At 34.2% G+C, this 18,893-nt stretch carries 14 protein-coding genes; 1 reads left to right on the forward strand and 13 read right to left on the reverse strand.

Annotation, left to right across the window (positions count from 1 at the left end; genetic code table 11):
- Positions 1–292: 292 nt before the first annotated feature.
- Together IJE64_RS02775 and IJE64_RS02780 are read right to left on the reverse strand one after the other, a co-directional pair.
- Positions 293–712: an RNA-binding protein gene (locus tag IJE64_RS02775; protein ID WP_292781716.1), complete on the reverse strand. Its 420-nt coding sequence runs from the start codon at positions 710–712 to the stop codon at positions 293–295.
- 27 nt (positions 713–739) lie between these two features.
- Positions 740–1,297, reverse strand: coding sequence for a 50S ribosomal protein L15e (locus IJE64_RS02780; protein ID WP_292781719.1), 558 nt, complete (start codon positions 1,295–1,297; stop codon positions 740–742).
- A gap of 184 nt (positions 1,298–1,481) precedes the next feature.
- Between IJE64_RS02780 and IJE64_RS02785 the strand changes: the two genes are divergently transcribed.
- Positions 1,482–1,883: a DUF3795 domain-containing protein gene (locus tag IJE64_RS02785; RefSeq protein WP_292781721.1), complete on the forward strand. Its 402-nt coding sequence runs from the start codon at positions 1,482–1,484 to the stop codon at positions 1,881–1,883.
- A gap of 171 nt (positions 1,884–2,054) precedes the next feature.
- On the opposite strand, the gene IJE64_RS02790 is transcribed toward IJE64_RS02785, so the two are convergent.
- The 11 genes from IJE64_RS02790 to IJE64_RS02840 form a co-directional block, all read right to left on the reverse strand.
- The gene (locus tag IJE64_RS02790; RefSeq protein ID WP_292781723.1) at positions 2,055–2,354 is read right to left on the reverse strand and encodes a DUF2149 domain-containing protein; all 300 of its coding nucleotides are present in this window, start codon (positions 2,352–2,354) and stop codon (positions 2,055–2,057) included.
- Between the two features lie 4 nt (positions 2,355–2,358).
- Positions 2,359–3,000, reverse strand: coding sequence for a MotA/TolQ/ExbB proton channel family protein (locus IJE64_RS02795; protein WP_292781726.1), 642 nt, complete (start codon positions 2,998–3,000; stop codon positions 2,359–2,361).
- The gene (locus IJE64_RS02800) at positions 2,997–3,647 is read right to left on the reverse strand and encodes a peptide ABC transporter permease (RefSeq protein ID WP_292781729.1); all 651 of its coding nucleotides are present in this window, start codon (positions 3,645–3,647) and stop codon (positions 2,997–2,999) included. Before IJE64_RS02800 ends, IJE64_RS02795 begins: the two co-directional genes overlap by 4 nt.
- Positions 3,648–3,880: 233 nt before the next feature.
- A complete protein-coding gene (locus tag IJE64_RS02805) occupies positions 3,881–4,450 on the reverse strand; it encodes an FmdE family protein (protein ID WP_292781732.1) in 570 nt (189 codons plus the stop codon).
- Between the two features lie 9 nt (positions 4,451–4,459).
- Positions 4,460–5,263 (reverse strand): ABC transporter ATP-binding protein, encoded by an 804-nt coding sequence (locus IJE64_RS02810; RefSeq protein ID WP_292781735.1) that lies wholly within the window; start codon positions 5,261–5,263, stop codon positions 4,460–4,462.
- A complete protein-coding gene (locus IJE64_RS02815; RefSeq protein WP_292781738.1) occupies positions 5,254–6,267 on the reverse strand; it encodes an iron ABC transporter permease in 1,014 nt (337 codons plus the stop codon). Before IJE64_RS02815 ends, IJE64_RS02810 begins: the two co-directional genes overlap by 10 nt.
- Positions 6,268–6,275: 8 nt before the next feature.
- A complete protein-coding gene (locus IJE64_RS02820; protein ID WP_292781741.1) occupies positions 6,276–7,382 on the reverse strand; it encodes an iron ABC transporter substrate-binding protein in 1,107 nt (368 codons plus the stop codon).
- A 494-nt stretch (positions 7,383–7,876) separates the two neighbouring features.
- Positions 7,877–8,578, reverse strand: a complete 702-nt coding sequence (locus IJE64_RS02825) for a hypothetical protein (protein WP_292781744.1) — start codon at positions 8,576–8,578, stop codon at positions 7,877–7,879.
- 358 nt (positions 8,579–8,936) lie between these two features.
- Complete coding sequence (locus tag IJE64_RS02830; protein WP_292781747.1) at positions 8,937–13,352, reverse strand: right-handed parallel beta-helix repeat-containing protein; 4,416 nt, start codon at positions 13,350–13,352, stop codon at positions 8,937–8,939.
- A 184-nt stretch (positions 13,353–13,536) separates the two neighbouring features.
- Entirely contained in the window at positions 13,537–16,299 is a 2,763-nt protein-coding gene (locus tag IJE64_RS02835; RefSeq protein ID WP_292781750.1) for a right-handed parallel beta-helix repeat-containing protein, read from the reverse strand.
- 364 nt (positions 16,300–16,663) lie between these two features.
- Complete coding sequence (locus tag IJE64_RS02840; RefSeq protein ID WP_292781752.1) at positions 16,664–18,745, reverse strand: Ig-like domain repeat protein; 2,082 nt, start codon at positions 18,743–18,745, stop codon at positions 16,664–16,666.
- Between the last annotated feature and the right edge of the window lie 148 nt (positions 18,746–18,893).

Here is an 18,893-nt window from a genome sequence, read left to right on the forward strand (position 1 = left end):
CAAACCCCGATGAACCAGCGGTTTAACAATTAATTAAAATCAATACTATTTTTAATTTATTGATTTGTTATTACTTGTTATGTATTAATTTAATTAACATACTATTTAAATCAAATCAGAGAGCGTTTGAAAAGTTTTTTTCTTATTTCATTTGCACAATTCATCCATAACCTTAAGAGGTTATGGTATTCTTGTGTTTGTTAGATAAGTGATTCCAAATTTCCTCATATTTTGGGCAAAATCAATGTCGGAGGAATCTTCAAACTCTTTAATTATCTAATCAAATTCCATTTCAATCATTCAAAATAGCTTCACGGACTTTATCGACTGCAATTTCCTTTTTTGCAGGATATGCTGCGATTTTTACTTTAAGGTGAATTGAATCGCCGGAATCAAGGATTGTCCATTTCTCATCAAAAGCGTCGGCCTTATCAAATCTTAAAAACCAGTTTCCTTTTTCATCCATTTTACGCTCTAAATCAGCGTTTAATTTATCTAAATCTGTCCACTCTAAAAGTGTATTAAAAAAAGTCTTTGTGTATCTCTTTTTGGATACGGCACCTGATAAAATTATTATTTTATCTTCAAGTAATCCTTCAGCCTCTTCCGCTTCGATTTCGGCTTCAGGAAGAATATTCAAAATAGCTTGTGATATTTCGTCAACGCTTTCATTTTCATAAACGAAAGCCCTAAATTTGATATTATGAATCATCTTAATCAAAAAAGGATTGAAGAAAAATTAGATTTTTCTTCTTCTGGCTTGTTCAGAGCCTTTTCCTTTAGATTTGATTCCACGTCCTTTGTTACCAGCACTGGTTAAGCCTCTTAAAGCTCTGTTAGTGTGTTTATTGGAGCAAATCCAATTGATTTTTTTATCGTTGATGATAGAAGGACTTTGTGGATCTACTAAAATCACTTCATAATATTTATGTTTTCCTGTAGACCATACCCAGTAGGAGTTTAATACTTCTAAGTTAGGGTATTTTTTAGCTACACGTTCTTCAGCAATTCTTTGAATAGATTTTGCTTGGGTAATCTTGTTTACACCCATTCTTTTAGGTTTACGACCATTGAAACGACGGGTTTTCCTTCTTCCACCACGTCTTACTCTGGTTCTTACTAATACGAAACCTTTTTTAGCTCTGTAACCTAAACTTCTAGCTCTGTCGAGTCTAGTTGGCCTTTCAATTCTTTGAACTGCTTTTTGCTTTCTCCATTTAGGAGCTCTTTCCCACATGAGTTCACGTACGTAGGACTCATCCGGGTTTTTCCATGCGTCTCTAATATATTTATACATAAATAACACCTTTTTGTTCAGCCACTAGGGCCACATCCATATGGGAACTTATCCCAAAAAAAGTATTTTAAACTGTTAAAAAATAACAGTAATAAAATATTTTATTTTGTTTATTTATAAATGTATCGCTAAAATAAACTAATTTTAAATAAATATATAAATTTATAAAAATAAAGATGATATCATGAAAATGCCTGACGAAATAGATTCAAAATTACTTGCACCATGCGGGATAAATTGCATCAGCTGTGAGAGATATCAAAATCCCTGCGCAGGATGCCTGATCAGTGACGACGGTAAAAGCAAGGCCAGCTTGAAATGCAAAATCAAATCCTGCTTTGATTCCAAAAACTTCAGCTATTGCGGACGCTGCAGTGAGTTTCCATGTCCCCTCATGAAAAAGCATTCCAAAAAATATCTAAAAAGACACAATTTGAATACACTGGACAGCGCCAAAAGAATTAAAACTACCGGCATCGGACGCATGATGGCACAGGATAGGGAAAGATGGTCATGCCCGAAATGCGGAGGAGTTGTGAAATTCCAAACTAAGGAGTGCAGCGAGTGCGGATTTAAAGTTGATTAAATTAAAATTAGATTCCCTATTTTAATTGACAAGGTGTTCATTGTTAATTTTAAAAAGAGCTTGCATCAAAATTATGGCATTAAGTAATAAAAAAGTATTTTGAAATTACTGAAATGTATATGAAAAATTAAAAATAAGTAGTTTAGGAGAATTAACTCCTAACATTTAAATTCAACCCGACACCATCACCAACTCGCCAGTGGTTGGGTCTTCATAGACTTTACCGACTTCATTGTATCCACTGTCTTCGAGTCCCCCGGCATCAGTGTAGTTTTGAGTGAATGTATCCGCTGTTGAAACATCCTGAGTGGACTGGCTTTGAGTAATCATGTCAGGATTAGCAGATAATGCCATGATTGCAAAAATTAAAAAGCCTAAAGCAAGCACAAGCATTGCATCTGAAAGGTTGTTCAATCCGCTCATTGGATCATCATCTATGGATTCTGAAATCCTCCTTCTTTTTCTAAGCATCAAATCACCATCTGTTTATAGTTTCAAGTTCCGCTTCAGCAACAGTCTCAACATCAATCAGCTCTGACTCATACCATTGCTTCTTATATTTGGAAATCAAATATGAAAGAGCCCCAATGGTCAAACCTGTCACGGTTGTATCGAATGCAATTGTAAGAGATTGAGCAAGGGTTGCGATGTCTCCAGTTCCAAGCGCTGCAAGACCCGGACCTAATGGAATCAATGTACCTAAAAGACCAAGACTTGGACCTACACGAACCAGTATGTCAGTTTTGTTTGTCTTTTTTATTAATCTTGTTTCATTAGCTGAAATCAATTCGCTAGCCAATGCCTTTCTTGCATCAGGACCTATATCATAATTATCCGCAATCCTGATTAAAACTTCTTTTTGATAATCAAACAAATCGCTATCATTAATTTCTTTTTTCATCTGTTCTACATTGTTTGAAAATGAAACACGCCTTACCAAATCCTCTAAATCCTTAGATTGTATTGGTTTTCTTGAAATACGTTCATTAATCAATCCTCCAAATGCCAATATAACAATGACAATCGAAATGACAAGCAACACTATGACTGGTGTCAACAGGCTTTCTGAGAGTATGTGAATTAATGAAGTTAATGTTTCAGTTCCCTGAATTATCATGAATTTCCCCCATTAAAATCATTTATAAGCACACCAATGACCAAGACAACAATAATAGCTATAATAACGTAAATCAACTGATATGTAGGAGTCAATATTAAAAAAGGAGTGAACATCTTGTAGTCAAGAACCCTTGTGGAATCATATGTCAAACCGAATATGAAAATCAATATTGAGTATAAACACATATATTCCATGATTATTACAGAATATCGTCTTTTTGCATGGTGCAATAATTTTGAAAGTTGATAGACAACAAATAATATAATAAATACCAATAAAGAATATAAAATCATCTCAAAAATGCTTAGATTCGCTTGGGAAGAGAATAAGATTGTTGAGATTAAAAATATCGCTATGATTATATATAATGGTCGCTTTAAATTATCCTTTTTTGAGCAATATAACATCAATATTACAATTACTGCAAAAATCAAGAAAAATAAATAGCTAAAATAATCAATCAAAAATGACAATGGACCATTTAGATAAATCGAGACATTTATTAAAGCGAAAGTTATAATTGAAGATGCAAGAGATATTGCAATTAATCTTAGGTTATCCATTTTATTATTTCCTAAAAGTAAAGCAATATTGCCCGTAAACAATACCAATAGTACCAGCAAATATCCTCCAATTAAATCCATTATAAAAACCCTATATTCCTTATACAATTTAATATTGAACCATATAAATATATAAACATATCGTAATGAATATTTAAAAAATAATATAATTGAGTTTAATTATTTTAAATGACTAAAAAAAGAATAATAATTACCTATTAAAAATTTAGATAAAAAATTTTGACTGAATAATAAAATAAAATAATATAAAAAGAATAAAAATTTACAAGATGATTTCAAAATCATATTGTAAATTAATCCTCAATAAGTTCATAGTAAGAACCTTCAGCGCAGGACTTGCAAACCGGCCTTCCGCCGATTAGTTTATGGCGGCCATCGGATACCTTTTCACCGCAAACAGAACAGAATGCAGTTGTATAAGGCTTGCCCGGCATGTCGCCTAATGACAATTCAATCTTAACCTTATCCACTTTAAACAGTTCTTCAGGAGGAGTTCTTCTAAAACGAGCAATCATCTCTTCTTTAGTTTCCTCATCCTTGAATTTCTTATTTGCATCAGCATCTGTAATTCTTAAAGCCTCACCAGTTTCCTGGTTGTAGAATGTTGCTGCAAATTTACCATAATACATTTGCTTTAAAGTTCTTTTACCCATTGAACAGCCTGTTACTGACTGAACTGCATCAGACATGCAACGGTCAATTTCTAAAAATACGATTAAATTTTTATGCCTTTGATTTAATGGCATTCCAAGCAATTCAAGACCATACATTGCCAGTTTTGTTCCGATTGCAATTCCACCACAGATATGTCCATGAAATTCTGCCGCTTTTGCCAATTGTTCATCATAATCTTGTTCATTCATTTTATCACATCACAAATCTAATTTTAAATCTGTTTTCATAGGTACACATACTTTTCTTTTATCATCCAATTCTATAAGTTTAACATCAATTGAATATGCTTTTTTTAGGTTTTCCTCTGTAACTACATTGTCCGGACTTCCAAAGTCAATGAACTGTTTATTTTTCATGATAGCAACTTTTGTTGAGCTTAAAAAAGCATGATCCGGAAAGTGTGACGACATTATAATGGAAAGTCCGCTTTTTGCCAGATTGTCTATGATTTCCAATAATTTAATTTGGTTTCCGAAGTCCAGATGTGAAGTCGGCTCGTCTAAAATCAATATATCCGGCTTTTGACACAATACCCTTGCAAGAAATACCAGCTGCCTTTCCCCACCGCTTAAATTTGTATATTCTTTGTCTTTTAAATATTCAATTCCAAGAGTTTTTAAAGCTTCTTCAGCAATTTCAACATCCTCATCCTTAGGAGAGTCAGTCAGGTTAAGGTACGGTGCTCTTCCCATCAGGACAACATCAAATACCTTAAATGGAAATGACGGAACATGCGATTGGGGAATATAACCAATATGTTTTGACACTTCCCTAAAGGATAATTTCTTAATATTATTGCCATTGATTAGAATATCTCCCGAATCAATATCCTGCAATCCGTTGAGACATTTGATTAATGTTGTCTTTCCAGTCCCATTTGGACCCAAGATACATAACACGTCCCCTTTATCAATTGAAAAGCTGATATCGGAAAATATTTCATCATCATTATAAGAAAATGATATGTTTTTCACTTCAAAGAGTTTATTTTCTATGACCATTCGGAATACCCCCGTTTAAGTAAGTATAGGAATATTGGAACTCCAATAATGGCCGTGAGTATTCCAATTGGAATTTCAATAGATATCACTGCTCTAGAGATATTGTCAATTAACAGCAAGAAACTTCCCCCCAAACTTAATGATGCTGGAAGTAAACGCCGATTATCCGGACCCACAATCATACGAGTCATATGAGGGATGATTAAACCAATCCAACCTACAATACCACTTATTGAAACTGCAGCTGATGTCAGCAATGTGCATCCTGCAATAATGAGCAATCTGATTCTTGATGGATTCAAACCCAAAGACTGAGCTTCCTCATCGCCCATTGCAAGCAGATTCATATGCCATCTTAAAAGCAGAAGTATTACAAGACCTATTATCACAGGTATTGCTATCATCAGTAGTTTTTCAACATTAATTGAAGCTAAAGACCCCATAAGCCAGTATACAATCTCCGGCAATTTATCATCGGGATCTGCTATGAATTTTATTGCAGATATCAATGCATTGAAAAATGCTGAAATTGCAACTCCAGACAATACCAGAACAAGTATTCCTCCAGCCTTATAAGTCCTTGATATCAAATAAGTAATCGATACTGAAATTAAACCAAAAACAAATGCGAATATTTGAGTTATGATATTGGCTCCGCTGATTAAAATAGCAAGAGCCGCTCCGAATCCTGCACCATTAGATACCCCAAGCAAATCCGAGGATACAAGAGGATTTTTGAATATGGATTGAAATGCAGCGCCTGAAATCGCAAGACATGCTCCGACAACAATAGCTCCGATAATTCTTGGAAGCCTTATTTCAAATACGATTGTCGTTATTGTTGATGAAACTTCCAATTGCGGAAATATTGGACACAATAACGTTTTTACAACATCGATTGGACTGATTGGATATCTGCCAATGAGAAATGATGCGAAAAATACGATTATTGGAAAAAAGATTAAAAGCACAATACTCATAATCTCTTTTGTTTCTTTATCCATTTAAATCCCTATAAATCTGACTCTTTAAGTCCTGAATCAAGTAAAATTTGTTTTGCCTCTTCATCGCTTAAATCAATATGATAGAAGTTAGAGTAGAATTCCTGAGTTGCATCCACCATATCAATGTCCTTGTAATCTTCAGGATATATTACTTTTGCAGTCCATGGAACTCCTATAATCATGTTTGCCCCAACCGGCCTGTCAAACCATTTAAACGGAGATTGAGGAGATAAATACACTTCCTTGTTTTTAACCGCATCAATTTTGCCCCAATTGGAGTCGTTATAAACGCTTGCATAAAATTCAGGGTCATCAGTGATGATTACATCCGGATTCCAACTGATTACCTGTTCCATTGAAACCTGGACTCCTCCGGTCGTATTTCCTTGGCCAACGGAATCCGCAACATTAACGCCCCCGACCAAGTCAATCAGTTGCCCATGGGTTGAATGTGAAGGGTTTGTTTGAAGTCCATCATCACCACGGGCATAATAGACCGTTTTCCTATCAGCGTCTGACAATTGGGATTCCCTTTCATGAACCATGTCCAGATACTTATTGTTGAAATCGTTTAATTTCTTTGCTTCATCCTCTGCCCCAACAACTTCGCCTATGAATGTTATGGAATCACCGATATTCTCAACATTTGTGGTATCATTTACCGCAATTACCGGAATGGTTCCGAATTTTTCCTGGCGTTCTTGAACAGTTGACAAATCGCCATCTCCACCTTCATCAATGGATTCTATGACAATACCAGGTTCGGATGCAATGAACTCTTCATAACTACCATCTTGAGAACCATACCAGCCGCCAACAACAGGATAATTCTGGTATTGGCTTGGAACATATTTCAATTCGTCATCCGTCCATTGGAAGTTGACCGCTTTTAATTTATCCGGCGCAATCATGTACAACACAGTAGTCATGGGAGGACTAGTTGCAACAACACTATTAACAGAAGCGGGTATTTCCACTGACCTGTTAATCATGTCAGTGATATTTCTTGATCCTTCAGTTTCTACAGTCGAAGGAGTCAAAAATAAATGCGTTGCAATGCCCGCTACTGCTAAAACAATTAATAATAAAATTATTACTTTTATTTTCTTTTCCATATTAAATCCCCAAACATATATTACGATAAGATTATATATTCACTAAGTTATTTAATAATTTTTCTAAAATATTAAATTTCATATAAAACATCATTAAAACATTCTAAAAACTAATAAATATATATTAAATCAACTAAATTAAATAAAACATCAATATGAACTTTATTTTAAGCTAACAATAAAATATTATCGTTGATAATTAATTACAAAAAGATTTAGAAAACTCAAGATATATTGTTCAGCGAAAACCATTTGCATATTGTAAAATTGTGGTGGTTTAAATGAATAATCAGTCAATAATATTAATAGTTAATATGACATCCCTATTTTTAAATGCATCCGAGACCAACATTAACAGTTTTTAATATGAAAAATAGCTTTTAAGATTATTGGGATGTATATGAAAAAAACAAAAGAATTCATTTTGAATTATTCTTATTAGGAATATTAAAAAAAATAGAATAAAAAGGGATTATGAAATCCCTAGTTTAAGTTTATTTTCTGCGATATAATGGAACTATGCAACATAACAATGCCATTGCTAAAATGGCTATAGGATTACCAGTAGGAAGCAACTCATTAGCTGCACTAACTTCATTATTATTGCCAGAACCTGAATCGTCTCCACTTACAGTTATGGTTGTATCGAAATAGCTATCCGGTTCCATGATGGAATCATCTGAAGTTACTGATGCAAAGATCATTTTGGTACCTGCTTCAGTAGCCAGGAATGTTAAAATGACATCTTGGGCCTCACCTGCGCCAAGGAAACCAAATTCAACTACATATCCTCCATCATATGGAGATACTGCATATCCACCATCATCAACTAATATGAAACTGCTGTCTGGGTTTTCTAAAAGATCAGTGAATGAGAATCCCGCTTGAACATTATCGGCAGGATAGTCCCCCCAGTTGATTACAGTGACTTTAAGCCTGAAAAGATCACCCACTTTGACCTTATCAAGAACATCTACTCTTATAGCAATACTAGTTAAATTCTCTGATGACTCATCGTCATCCTCTCCGGATGCTGTTAAAGGTTCGATATCATCCTCACTAGTGAGTTCAATATCTTCACTATTATCAACTGCTAATTCCTCAACATCAGCAGTGTCTTCTGCCACTACAGTACTAACTGATATTATAAATACCAATATTAGTAATGTGGCAAATAGCTTATTTTTTATTTTCAAATTAAATCCTCCAAATTTTTTAATCACGAACAATTAAACAAATCAACACCAAATATACCCGATTCAAAAAAAAATCAAAATATACCTACCAATCAACTTATTATTATCCCAATAAAATATTTTGTCAATATTTAAAAAAAAACACAACAAATATTCTATAATAATTGTTTTTAAAAAATTATATATAAAATTATTCATAAAATATAAAAAAATAGGTTATTTTAACATATCAAGCATTATCTTCATTGTTTTATTCATGATATTCCAGTCATATTTAAATAATTTAAAAAAAACTTTATAAAAAACAGATTATTGGAAAAAAAGAAAATTGGGAGTTTTATGACACTCCCCTACGCATTCAAACTGGAATTTCACTATCCGGAACATTGTATGTGAATGTTGCTTTAAATGTTCTTGTAGAATCAGACAGAGACCCTATTGATATTTCAATTATGTTGCCTGAATCTTCATAGTTATTAACGTCAAATGTAAATAATCCAACACCATTAACAACATCGAATCTGACTTCGACTTCTTTTTCAGATGCCCGATTCAATGTAGCATACATGTCAAACTCTGAAAGATTTGAAGCCACTTCACCATTCTTATAAAATACGATGCTGTAGTTGCCCGGTGAATTGTATGTGAGATTATTGAATCTTATTGCTGTTGTGCTGATTCTAGGACACATTGTTCCATAACCTACAACGCCAGTATCATAGTCCCAGGTTACCAAGTCATTTATACCATACCAGTTTGGACCCAATTTTAATCTTTCATCAGGGTTAAGCAATCCCCCACCATATATTCCTTCAGGATTTGCGCTCAATTCGCCTAGAATCATCATGCTCGGACCTCTTGCATTCCTATAAATTGCATTATCGGTAACAACAGGTTCAACCACATTTGGAGCCAAATCATAAGGCGCATTGAATCTGATTCCTTCCAAAACATTATCAGTTATTGTGTTTTGAGTTATTACAATGCCTGTTGAGTAGTTGGCATCAAGAGAAATTCCCAAATGATTCCATGCAATGTGATTCTGATTTATTGTGACGTTTACTGCTGAATTGTTTAGGAATATTCCATAGCCTGATGGACCTTCAGGCACTTCTAAGGTATACCGGCCTGTGGAGTCTGAAATCTCATTGTGAGTAACTTTAGTATTGGCAACCCCAAATCCGTATTTAATGCCGTAATTATTTTCCCTTAACGTATTATAATCAATATTCAAGTCATGAGAATATTCGGCAAATATTCCACTTTCAAATAATGAAATTGAATTTCCCAATATGTTCACATAAGATGAATTGGAGATATGGACACCATGTCCCGGCAAATAAACAGACCCGTTAGCATAACTTTCAATTTTAGATTCATCCAAATGATTTAAGATGGAATTGCCTATCAAATTCACGCTGCTCGTATTGATGATGTCAACTGCATCACTTGAATTTCCGCAAATGACAAAATTACTAATCGATACAGTATCAGACACTATTTTTAATGCAGGACTATTTAAAGGAGCATTCAATATAGTTTTATCCTTAGAATAAATATTTAAACTGTTATTGATTGTTAATGAGACATCAAAGTAATAATCTCCTAAAAATTCAACATAAGCCCAGATAGGAGCATTGTCTAAAATATTTTGAATTTCAGAGTTTGGCAAATCACTATCCACAAATACAATGCCAGTTTCATTAGAAATGGTCACTGTGCTTGTTTTAGATGTTGATTTAATTTTATCAGTGCCAGCATAGCTCATAACTATTTTAAATGACTCTCCAGTTTGATTTGCAAAATCTATTTTGATTTTACCGTTATCGTCAGTGCCCTGTGAGAATTCATTTCCATTAACTGAATAGGAAATTGTCTGATTTGCTAGAGCATTGCCGGAACCATCCTTTAGAGTGATTGAATAGTCTATTGGCATGTCCTTTGAAAATGTCCTGTTATAACTTTCAATTACACTAGCTACACGTTTGCTGACACTAATGCTGCCGGTGGCTTTAGATGCCTTATAGATGTCAGTGCCGGCGTAATTAACGGTTACAGGATAAGTCTTTTCACTGAAAAGTGTTAATGATAGGCTAACCTGGCCTTTGCTATCTGTTGTTTTGGTGTAAGTTTTGCCGTTTACTTTAATGGTCAGCTTTTGTTTTGCAATGGCCTTTCCCTCACCAGTCTTTAAGGTTACTGTATATTTGCCCGCTTCATTTGAAAACATTGAAACTGTAGGAGCGGTAATCTTAGTGGCTGTTTTAGCTACTTTGATATTGCCTGTTGATGAAGCCTTCTTGTATACATTATTTCCAGCGTAACTTGCAGAAACCTTGTATGATTTTAAAGAGCTGAATTTGACATTGATACTGGCCTGACCTTTACTATTGGTGGTTTTGGTATAACTTTTGCCGTTTACTTTAATAGTTACTTTTTGATTGGCTATTCCATTAGAATTTTCATCTTTTAAGGTTACTGTGTAAGCTTGAGATGTATTTGGAGGAATAGTGACTGTTGGAGTAACTAATTTAGCTGTCTTTGATGAATACTTAACAGTTATTTTATTGGATTTGGAAACCGCTTTGTATTTGTTGCTTCCTTTGAATGCAATTTTAATGGTGTAAGTCTTTTTGTCTTGGCTGAACTTCAAATTAACCTTTGCAACACCCTTGCTATTGGTGGTTCGAGTGTAAGTTTTGCCGTTTACTGAAAATGTGACTTTTTGATTTGCAACAGCATTGCCATTTGCATCCTTCAAAGTAATGGAGTAGTATTCTGCCCTATTCGGAATCATATTCAAATTGGAGGACATGATTTTAGTAGCGGTTTTCTTAACAGTGACCTTTGCCTGGCCGCTGCTTTCAAGGTAGGACTCATCGCCTGCAAATGAGACAACAGCATCATAGGTTCCCTCTTTTGTAAGGGAAATTGCAAATTTAGCCTGACCGTTACCATCGGTTGTTTGAGTGTAATCCTTTGAGTTGATTGTTAATGTCAATGTTTTATTTGCAATAGCATTGCCCTCCTCATCACTGAGATTGGCTATTAACTTTTCGTTGGATTTTAAGTAAGTGTTTAAATTGGCCACAGCAATTGTTGTGTTTGATATGAGTCCAGGAATGTCTGAATCATTAACGTTGAATGTTTTTGACACTTTAATATCAATGTGAGCATTTGGTGTGGGTGAAACTGCAGTTATCACATTGCCTGTTTCTTTAAAGTTTTCATTAAATTCCACAGTTGCAGTACCGTTTTTCATCCAAACTGTTTTATAAACATCACCTTCCTGAGGAGTTGCACTATTTCCATTTTTGTTTAAGTAAAAAGTAATAGAAACAGAACTTAATTCTGATGCAATCTCACCGTTGCCATCAACAATTGAAATTGAATAGACTCCCTTTTTAATCTGGGTAATTTCTGTCAATTTGAGCAGATACGGTCCTGTTTTATACCAGCCCACTTTTGGAGCGATATATAGATTAGGACAACTGATCATGTTGTTAACGTCAAACATGTACTGCATGAACATTATGCCCTGATGGCCATAGTATTCGCCGTTACCTTCTCCAACATAGACATAGACATCGTTTTTAGCATCATAGTTATATTGGCCTATTGCAGAACCGGATCCTTTATATTCATAAACCTGGCTCCATACTGGCCTATCCAAATCACCAGTGCCTCCGCCGCCGTAATTAACCATATAGTTGTTGTTAATTACTTCCAGTTTATCGGCTTCCATATTGTTGATATCATTGATGTTTTTTGCATGGAAATCATTGAAAATGTCCCATTTAAGGTTTTGGTCGAAGAAATTGCCTTTAATTTCAATTCTGGTAATGTTATTGTCTACATAAACTCCGTTATTTGTATTGAAAGCAATGTAATTGCTTAAAATGTAGATGTATTTAGAGGAAGTTAACTTGATTCCCTCTAGATTTTTGGTAATGTTGTTGCCAGTTATTACTAGATTTTGGCCGTCTCCAGACCATGAAATTCCAGCAACAGTATTTTCGGACATGTTGCTTGAGATTATTTGAATGTCATTTGAATCAACTATATTTATACCGTTTTTACACTTTACGCCTGTAGAATCCTTCACTGTAACATTTTGAGAGTTTTTAATTCTCAACCCATTGTTAGCATTCATGAGAGTCACGTTTTCTATTTGGATATTTTTTGCATTCTCAACCCTCACTGCATCAGTATAACCGTTATTGGATATTTGGCAGTTCCTTACAATAACATCAGATGCACCGCTAATGAGGATACCATAATCATCGTCTTCATCAACCATGCCATTATTGATGCTGAATCCATCAATGACAGTACCACTAGCTTCAGGAGATATGTAAAAGATTCCTTTAAATCCGGAACCTTGTGTATTTCCCGGACATACGCCCATTGTTGTTCCGACATTGCTTATTATTGTTAATTGTTTGTCTACAACAAAATGACAGTGAACATAGCTGGTTCCATTAATTATGATTGTATCTCCAGCATTTGCACTATTTATTACCTTTTGAATGGTAGGATTTGTCATTTCGTTGTGTCCATCATCAGAATTAACAATATGGGTTTGCGGTTCAGACAATATGGAATCTTCTGAAGCAGCTAATTCATTATCGGATTCATCATTAATTTCCAATTCTAAAGATGATGAATCCACCGTTAAATTATTACCATTATCATCAATAGCTGCAACCGTTCCCATCAGCATCATTGCAACTAAGATAAATGAAAATGATATTAGAATTTTATTCTTTTTCATAGTTTTTCCCACAGTTTTTTATTTCAATATATACTTTTATAACAATCGCAATATTTAATATATTTGGTTTAATCTGAAAAATAGGTTCAATTAAACAACTTTATGAAATTAATTTGAACTTAAGTTCAACTTGCTATTAAAAAAATAAAGGAAGTGTGGAAAATATTACACACTTTTAAAATAATTATTTTTTAACAGTCAAAGTTGTTTTAACTTGATATTTTAGGTATTTCACAGCAATAGCGTATTTTCCAACTTTCAAGTTCTTAAGGCTGACGGTAGCCATTCCCTTTTTATTAGTGCATGCTGAATATGTTTTGCCTTTAATTGTAAAGCTGATTTTCTTACCAGAAATGGATTTACCATCAGAAGTTTTCAAACTTGCGGAATATTTGATGGTTTTCGCCTTTTTCTTTGTAGCGCTGCTTGCCTTTAAGACATTTTTAATGGTTATTGTGTTTTTAACACTGTATCCTGCATAGGTTGTTGTTACTGTGTATTTTCCAGGAATGAAATCAAAAGTTTTAGATGCATATCCATTGCTAGCGGTTGTCACCTTATAAGAGGTTTTGCCCACTTTCATTACAACAACGACTCCTTTTCCAACAGGTTCCCCATCTTCCCCAATTGCCTGAACCTTAAATGTGACTTTTCTACTATAGTCAACGATGGCATTTTTATTGTTTATTATCCTTTTTACAGGAGCTTGGGGTTTATTTAAAGTAATGGATTGATTATCAATCCGTGCCGTAATCGAACTGCCGGAAATGACAACAGTTTTTGAAATTGTTCCATTTTTGATGGATAAACTATCCCCATTTGATAAGCTAGCTTCAAAAATCGGTAATGACTCAGTATCCTTTAATTTTGAAATGATCCCATTCTTGTTGGCAACTTCATTAAAACTAATTATAACATCTGCCTTTTGAGATAATGGAGTTGCATTTTCAAATTTCATTATAATCCATGTGAATTCATCTGAAACATTGAAATTGAAAAACTTGCCGAAATCAGGATTGTTTGAACCCCACCAATTATTTGAAAATGAAATTTCATCCCATGTGCTGTTAAATATTGTATAACCATCAGCATCATAATTTGAGAAGAATATTGAATTTGAAACCGTTGTGCTTCTTCTGGCCATCATGGCTCCACCGTTCCCGCCGGCAACATTGTTTTCAAAAACAGATCCGATAACAGTCATGGTCCCCTTATTATCAATGGCCCCTCCATTTACATCGGCTTTATTATTGGTGAAGTTTGAATTGAAGATGTTTAATTCACCACCATTATCAATAGCTCCTGCACCATATGCCTGATTATCATCAAATAAAGAAGTGTAGATGTTTAAAGTTCCACTTGAATCAATGGCCGCACCATAACTTTTAGCATTATTTGATATGAATCTTGAATTACTGATGTTCACTTTGCCGTTAGCTATAAAAATACAGCCCCCCTCATCAGCACCTGTGTTAAACTTAAATAGACAGCCATCTATTCCAACATTGCCTCCACCAACTGAAATTGCACCGCCTTTACGTGTAATCTGGTTGCTGGAAAATTCACAATTAGCAATTTTCAATTGTTTAGTAGAATAGATAACTCCAGCTTCTGAAGCTTTATTTAAATTAAATTTAGAATTGCTAATGTTTGCGGCCACATCAGTGTAAATAACTCCGCCGAATTTGGCCTGATTGGAATTTGCCTGCAAATTATCAACAGTTAATTGAGCATCATTGTAAATTGCACCGCCATACATTGATGCCTTATTGCCATTTGATTTGGAGCCATATATTGTTAAAACGTTTTTATTATACAATGCTCCGCCATTTGCAGCATCATTTGAATTTAAATTAACATTATTCAGCAATAAGGTTCCTTTATTGTAACCTGCACCACCATCACTGGCAGAATTATGGCTAATTTCGGAATCTGTTATATTCACATCAACTCCATCATTGTAAATTCCACCACCATATTTGGCAATGTTATTGTTGATTTTTGCATTTGTTAATTTTGATGATAAAAATGCGAAATAAATTCCACCGCCAAATGTATCTGCAATGTTATTGGATACGCTAGAATCAGTCAATTCAAGAGATCCCTGATTGATATCGATTCCGCCACCACGTTCTGCAACATTATCGACAATTTGTGAATTTTCAACCGTCAATGTGGCTTTTGCTTCAACATATACTCCTCCGCCCCAGACAGCAGAGTTGTTTGCAACAAGACAGTTGCTAATCAATAAACTAAACTCAGAAACATAGAATCCTCCGCCCTGTTTTACACCGTTAGTGTTATTGGCAATTACAGAGTCATAAACTTCACAGATTCCCCAGCTTTTAATTCCTGCACCCAAATCACTGCAGTAATTTGAAATGACCTTTGAATTATAAACTTTTAAAAGACCTCGATTGTTATAAATCGCTCCGCCACGTTCCGCTGAGTTATTTGAAAATGTTGAGTTATATACAAGACATTCTCCCCAGATATTGTAAATTGCCCCACCTTCCTCGCAAACATTTTCTATGAAAGTGGAGTTTATAATCTTTACTGAACCCTTGTAGTTATTATTTTCAATTGCAGCTCCTGAAACGGCCGTATTTTTTTCAAATAATGTATTATATACTGTTAAATATGATTTATCATAACAATTAATTCCGCCACGTTCGGAATGAGTGTTGGATATGATGGAATCAACAATGACTAGATTACCATAATTTTCTATTGCCCCACCTTCATTAGCAGAATATCCGTTAGTTAACGTCACATTAATCAGGTTAACATTTATTTTCCTATTGATTAAAAAAATACCGGATTTACCACCGCCATCCAATACCGTATTTTTTGATGGGGATCCGTAAATTGTAATGTCTTTGTTGACAATTATGTAAGAACCCTTGCTTGTATAGGTTGTATCATTTAGATAAATTGAATCACCCAAACTTGCATTTTTAATTAAGTCCTGAATTGTATCAAAGGTTTGCGTCTGATTATTTGCAGTATCCTCAGCAAAAACTGGACTGATAATTAATATCGAAAAAATTAGTGTAAATACAAATATTAGCTTGAATATTGAGTTTTTTATCTTACTTCCCCCTATAAAATTAATTTAAAAAGTATATCATAATTATAAATGAGATATATTGTTAAATAATCTTAATTACAATAATTAAATTCAACGTATGTAATATTATTTCCAAACGTTATTAATTCATTTATTTAAAATATTATATAAAATATATTATTCAAAAAAAATATGAAAAATTTTAAAAAAAAAGAAAATAAAAAGAGATTATTAAATCTCTTTATTTAACAATTACTTTACCACTTACTGTTTTTGCTTTGTAAGCACTGTCACCAGCAAATTTAGCAGTGTATGAGAAAGTACCTTTCTTAGTTAGTTTTACGGTAAATGTTGCTTTACCTGTTGATGAGGTAGTAGCTGTGTAGGTTTTACCGCCAATTGTTAAAGTTATTTTTTTACCTTTAACCGCTTTATTGTTAGCTTTTAAAGTAATGTATACTTTTTTGGTAGCTTTGACTTTGTAGTTGTAATTAGGATGAGTCAAAGTAGTAGCTAACTTGTTAACTTTAATTATGGAAGTGGCAGTAGTAGCTTTAGTTGCATTATCACCTAAGTAAACTAAATTAAGGTTGTAAGTACCTGCTGCATCATAAACAAATGGATATGAAGTAGTACCATTTTCATCAGTATATAATACTCCAGTATTATCGCCGATGAAGAAGGTTACTGGTGCATCTGCAATAGGTGCATTAGTAGCAAGGTTAACTAAAGTTAATTTTACTTCACCATTGTCAAGAGCATTAACAGTTACATCACTTGTAATAATTGATGTATCGTTGAGTGTTACTTCCACATAAACTGTTACATTTACATATTCAGTTTTTGTTACAGTAGTGTTTGGTAAGGTGATTGTAGCGCTGCTTGCAGCGAATTTAGCTGATGCTGCAAAGTTAATAGCGATTTCATCATTTGCGTTACCGACAACCGCAATAGCACCGTTTTTATCGGTTTTAACAGTTGTTGCGTTAGCGCCATTAATGGTGTAAGATACGTCTTCAGATGCTAAACCTTTACCGTTAATGTCTTTTAAGACCGCTGTAACAGTTCCGTTTTGTGCTACGTCAGTAATAGCTATTTGGGTTTGTACCGGGTCAGCTGCAGGAATTACGATGTTGGATGGTGATTTGTCTTCACTTCCCCACTCGTTACTCCATACAATTAAAGGTCTTACTCCCGCAACATAGGTGTTGCCAGTTACGGTAATCTCTGCATATGGGTTTAATGCTCCGTTTCTGCATAGAATGTGTAATAAAGTTACAGTACGTGGATTTACACTTTCATCGTATTTTTTAATAATGTTGTTGGTTACGTTGATGTCTCCAAGGGTACTTGGGTATCCGTGGGCTGCGTTACCTTGTTCAGCAGCGATTAAGAAGTTGTTGTTAATTACTTCGAAAGTGTTACCATCAATGTAAACTCCGCTAGCTGCTTTTTGAATACTGATTACTGGGTATTCGTCCCAGTAAACTGGTTCTCCATTGAAAGTTCCGTTGAAATAACCGCAGTTAATGAATGTGTTGCCAGTAATGTAGGTGCCGTCAGTTGATGCTCCTCCGAAGAAAATGGAATATACATTGTTTTTGAATGTGTTTCCAATGATTTTTGCGTCACCACTAGCTTGTGCGATGGAAATTGCATCTAACACCACTCCATCAAATACATTGTTTTCAATTGTTGTGTAGAATGACCCTCCAACAGAAATGACTTTGGAACCTTGTTCTTTGTTAACAGTTGGGTCGTTTACGAGTTTTGTTGCGTAACCGCCGTAGAACTCGCTGTTTTTAACAGTGATGTTGTTACATGATTTGACAACTACAGCTTGGCTGAAGTCTTTAAAGTAACAGTTGTCAACTACACCGCCGGAAGCATCCTGACCGTTGAACTGTACACCCCAACCATTTACACTACCCCCGTAAGTTAAGTTGTTTTTAGGGTTGTTGTCAATGAACTTAATTCCTTGAATAGTTACGGATTTACTGTTTTCAATGTAAAAGAAACCATTGCCATTTCCAGTACCATAAATAGTAGTATTACCATTACCTTTAATAGTAAGAGTGTCTTTACCTGATACAGTAATAGATGAATCACCGAATTGATATTCATCATATCCGCTTAAATCAACAATATCTCCTGCCTTAGCTTGATCAACTGCATTTTGAACACCAGTGCCATTTGCAGCATCAGGCAATATAGTGTCAGCTGCTGCTACAGTATCATCTGCATCTGCTGCAGAAACTGCACTAACAGAAATTGCAATTAAAAAAACTAAGAGAAAAGATACTAATATCTTTTTGTTAATCATGATTTTTTTCTCCTATAAATTTTAAAATTTATACTAATATAAGAAATTAAAAACTTTAATTTATATCAGTACGAATTATATTTATTTTCAATATACAATATAAATATTATTATTTATCGCTAATTCTTTTAATTATTTAAATTTGTTT

This window comes from Methanobrevibacter sp., from assembly GCF_017409525.1.
Lineage (GTDB): Archaea > Methanobacteriota > Methanobacteria > Methanobacteriales > Methanobacteriaceae > Methanocatella.

Bases quoted from the DNA above. Each gene is read 5' to 3' on its own strand.
- IJE64_RS02815 (WP_292781738.1), bottom strand. From the start codon at position 6,267: ATGGATAAAGAAACAAAAGAGATTATGAGTATTGTGCTTTTAATCTTT.
- IJE64_RS02775 (WP_292781716.1), bottom strand. From the start codon at position 712: ATGATTCATAATATCAAATTTAGGGCTTTCGTTTATGAAAATGAAAGC.
- IJE64_RS02780 (WP_292781719.1), bottom strand. From the start codon at position 1,297: ATGTATAAATATATTAGAGACGCATGGAAAAACCCGGATGAGTCCTAC.
- IJE64_RS02805 (WP_292781732.1), bottom strand. From the start codon at position 4,450: ATGAATGAACAAGATTATGATGAACAATTGGCAAAAGCGGCAGAATTT.
- IJE64_RS02830 (WP_292781747.1), bottom strand. From the start codon at position 13,352: ATGAAAAAGAATAAAATTCTAATATCATTTTCATTTATCTTAGTTGCA.
- IJE64_RS02820 (WP_292781741.1), bottom strand. From the start codon at position 7,382: ATGGAAAAGAAAATAAAAGTAATAATTTTATTATTAATTGTTTTAGCA.
- IJE64_RS02800 (WP_292781729.1), bottom strand. From the start codon at position 3,647: ATGGATTTAATTGGAGGATATTTGCTGGTACTATTGGTATTGTTTACG.
- IJE64_RS02795 (WP_292781726.1), bottom strand. From the start codon at position 3,000: ATGATAATTCAGGGAACTGAAACATTAACTTCATTAATTCACATACTC.
- IJE64_RS02790 (WP_292781723.1), bottom strand. From the start codon at position 2,354: ATGCTTAGAAAAAGAAGGAGGATTTCAGAATCCATAGATGATGATCCA.
- IJE64_RS02840 (WP_292781752.1), bottom strand. From the start codon at position 18,745: ATGATTAACAAAAAGATATTAGTATCTTTTCTCTTAGTTTTTTTAATT.
- IJE64_RS02785 (WP_292781721.1), top strand. From the start codon at position 1,482: ATGAAAATGCCTGACGAAATAGATTCAAAATTACTTGCACCATGCGGG.
- IJE64_RS02810 (WP_292781735.1), bottom strand. From the start codon at position 5,263: ATGGTCATAGAAAATAAACTCTTTGAAGTGAAAAACATATCATTTTCT.